The sequence below is a fragment of the Phenylobacterium sp. genome (assembly GCF_031425575.1).
Lineage (GTDB): Bacteria > Pseudomonadota > Alphaproteobacteria > Caulobacterales > Caulobacteraceae > Phenylobacterium.
Genome location: NZ_JANPJP010000232.1, coordinates 1 through 2,458, shown reverse-complemented (window position 1 = coordinate 2,458; position 2,458 = coordinate 1). Strand labels below are relative to the sequence as shown.

The 2,458-nt window shown below is 65.4% G+C and carries 2 protein-coding genes; both read left to right on the top strand.

Annotation, left to right across the window (positions count from 1 at the left end; genetic code table 11):
* Nucleotides 1–257 precede the first annotated feature (257 nt).
* On the top strand, nt 258–497 hold the full coding sequence (locus tag RMO97_RS21585; protein WP_409035314.1) for a (2Fe-2S)-binding protein: 240 nt from the start codon (nt 258–260) through the stop codon (nt 495–497).
* 893 nt (nt 498–1,390) lie between these two features.
* On the top strand, nt 1,391–2,458 hold a 1,068-nt coding region (locus RMO97_RS12995; RefSeq protein ID WP_310541480.1), incomplete at its 3' end, for a ribonucleotide reductase N-terminal alpha domain-containing protein.

Below are 2,458 nucleotides of genomic sequence, written 5' to 3'. Positions count from 1 at the left end.
TCGTGCGATGCGGAGGTATTCCTGCGTCGTCCCCGTTGGGGACTATGCCGTTTATTTAACCGCTCGACCCGGCGCTGAAGCACCGGGCTGGCGTTACGCCGCCCCCGTTGGGGGCTCAGATATGACTCGCCGGCAGACCTATGGCCCGCTCTTGCGGGGCTCCGCACCGGTGATCCCTCCCATCCGCCTTGTCTCCGTGCGACGACACGACACCGGCTCTTCCGTTTCAGTGAATTGCAGGATACGTTCAGTCCAACATGGCAGTCACGCGGTGCGTTTGTTTCCAGAAGACTTTCCGTGACCTCTTGGTCACGGCGCGAGAGAACGGCTGGAGCACCGCCGCCGAGATCAGCCTGAACCTCCGTTGCGGCCTCGGCTGTGGCGGCTGCCGTCCCTATCTGCAGGCCATGCTCGACACCGGCGCCACGTGTTTTGCCGTGCGGGTCGACGAGCAACCGCCGCGTCCGTGTAAACCGGAGCCGTGGGACATCCAGTAACCTGGGCGCGCCGACTTCATTCCGATACGCTTGGGGTGAAGAAAAAGAATTGGCCGCAGAGACGCAGAGACGCAGAGGAAAAACAAAGCAGGGTTTCTTCCTCTGCGCCTCTGCGCCTCTGCGGCCAAAAATCCAAGCCTCACAGCATGGGACGTTGTCTGCCGGACCATTCCGCGCTGACGTGATCACGCCACGATCATCGACGCCAGCCGCTCGCATGACCGTCCTCATCGCGCCGGCCATCCATCCCATCCTCCCCATCCCCGTAGGTGGTCGGTGGTCGGTGGTCGGTGGTCGGTAGTCGGTGGTCGGTGGTCGGTGGTCGGTGGCTTCCATGCCGGGATCCCGTGCTCGCGGCGCCGATTTCGGGCGCCACGCCCACGCCCGATGAAGATTCCATGCAGAACACTCCCGCCTCCCCCAGCCCTCTACAAATCCGCCTCGCCCTACCCACCGCTCGGACCGCCGGAGTTTTCGACATGACCTTTTGCAGTTTTCCGACCACGGGCGGCACGGATTTTTCGCCAAAACCCGCCACCCACGCGTCCAAAACCGCCCGTCAATCCCCCGCCCGTATGACGGCGTGGTGAAGAACTCGTTGAGGACTTGTGTGAGTGACCTCAACGAGCTACGAGCCCAATAGGCGGGGGTTTCCTGTTGAGACTCAACTACCGCTTGTATAAGTCCCCGTGCCTGCGCCCCTGGTTGTCAAAAGGAAGCATACTTACGGCCAGAATGACGCATCTATCAGCAGTGGTTGCCTCTTGAGGAGACACCACCGCTGGTATAAGCCTCAGCCCTCTGCGACCGTCGGTGTGCACCCTCTCTAACAACCCCCGTCGCAGCCCTCCTTTAGTTAACGCTCTCCAACACTCCGTCCTCGGATTGCTCCCATGACCAGTCAGACCGCCGCCGCCCCCGCCACCCAACAGCCCCTGTCCGATCTCGACGCCGGCCTGTTCGCACACCACCGCGTGCGTAGCCGCGATGGCGACCTGCGACCGTTCAATCCGGAGCGCATCGGCCGCGCGGTGGCCAAGGCCCTGCTGGCCGCCGAAGGTGGCGACGTGTTGTCCGCCCGCAGCCGCGACCTCACCGCCCTGCTGGCGCGCCAGATCTGCGAACAGCTCACCGCCCGCCGGCCCGAGGGCGGCACCTTCGACGTCGAAGAGATCCAGGACCAGGCCGAGCTGTCGCTGATGCGCGCCAGCCAGCACGAAGCCGCCCGCCGCTTCGTGCTCTACCGCGAAGCCCGCCGTCAGGCGCGCTCGACCCAGACCGTGGCCAAGAAGGCCCCGCTCGAAGTCCCGCAGATCGCCGTCACCTTCCCCGACGGCGCCAAGCGCCCGCTCGACTTCGACCGCCTGCGCCGCGTCATCGCCGAAGCCTGCACCGGCCTCACCGGCGTCAGCGCCGAGCTGCTGGAAAAAGACACCTTCTCCAGCCTCTACGACGGCGTGCCCTACGGCGAGCTGGTCCAGGCCCCGGTGATGGCCGCGCGCATGCGCCTGGAGGAGGAACCCAACTACACCTTCGCCGCCGCCCGCCTGCTGCTCGACACCGTGCGAGAACAGGCCCTCGGCCGGCCCACCACCCAGGCCGAACTCGCCGAAGGCTGGGACGACTACTTCAAGGCCTACATCCAGCGCGGCATCGAAGCCGGCCTGCTCGACCGCGAGCTCGGCAACTACGACCTCACCCGCGTCGCCAAGGCCTGCCAGCTCGACCGCGACAACCAGTTCGAGTTCCTTGGCCTGCAGATCCTCGCCGACCGTTACTTCCTGCACATCCAGGGCCGCCGCATCGAACTGCCGCAGGCCTTCTGGATGCGCGTGGCGATGGGCCTGGCGGTGCGCGAGACCGATCGCGAAGCCGTCGCCATCAGCTTCTACGAGCAGCTCTCGACCTTCCGCTTCGTCTCCTCGACGCCGACGCTGTTCAACAGCGGCTGCACCAGTCCG

Bases quoted from the DNA above. Each gene is read 5' to 3' on its own strand.
- RMO97_RS21585 (WP_409035314.1), top strand. From the start codon at position 258: ATGGCAGTCACGCGGTGCGTTTGTTTCCAGAAGACTTTCCGTGACCTC.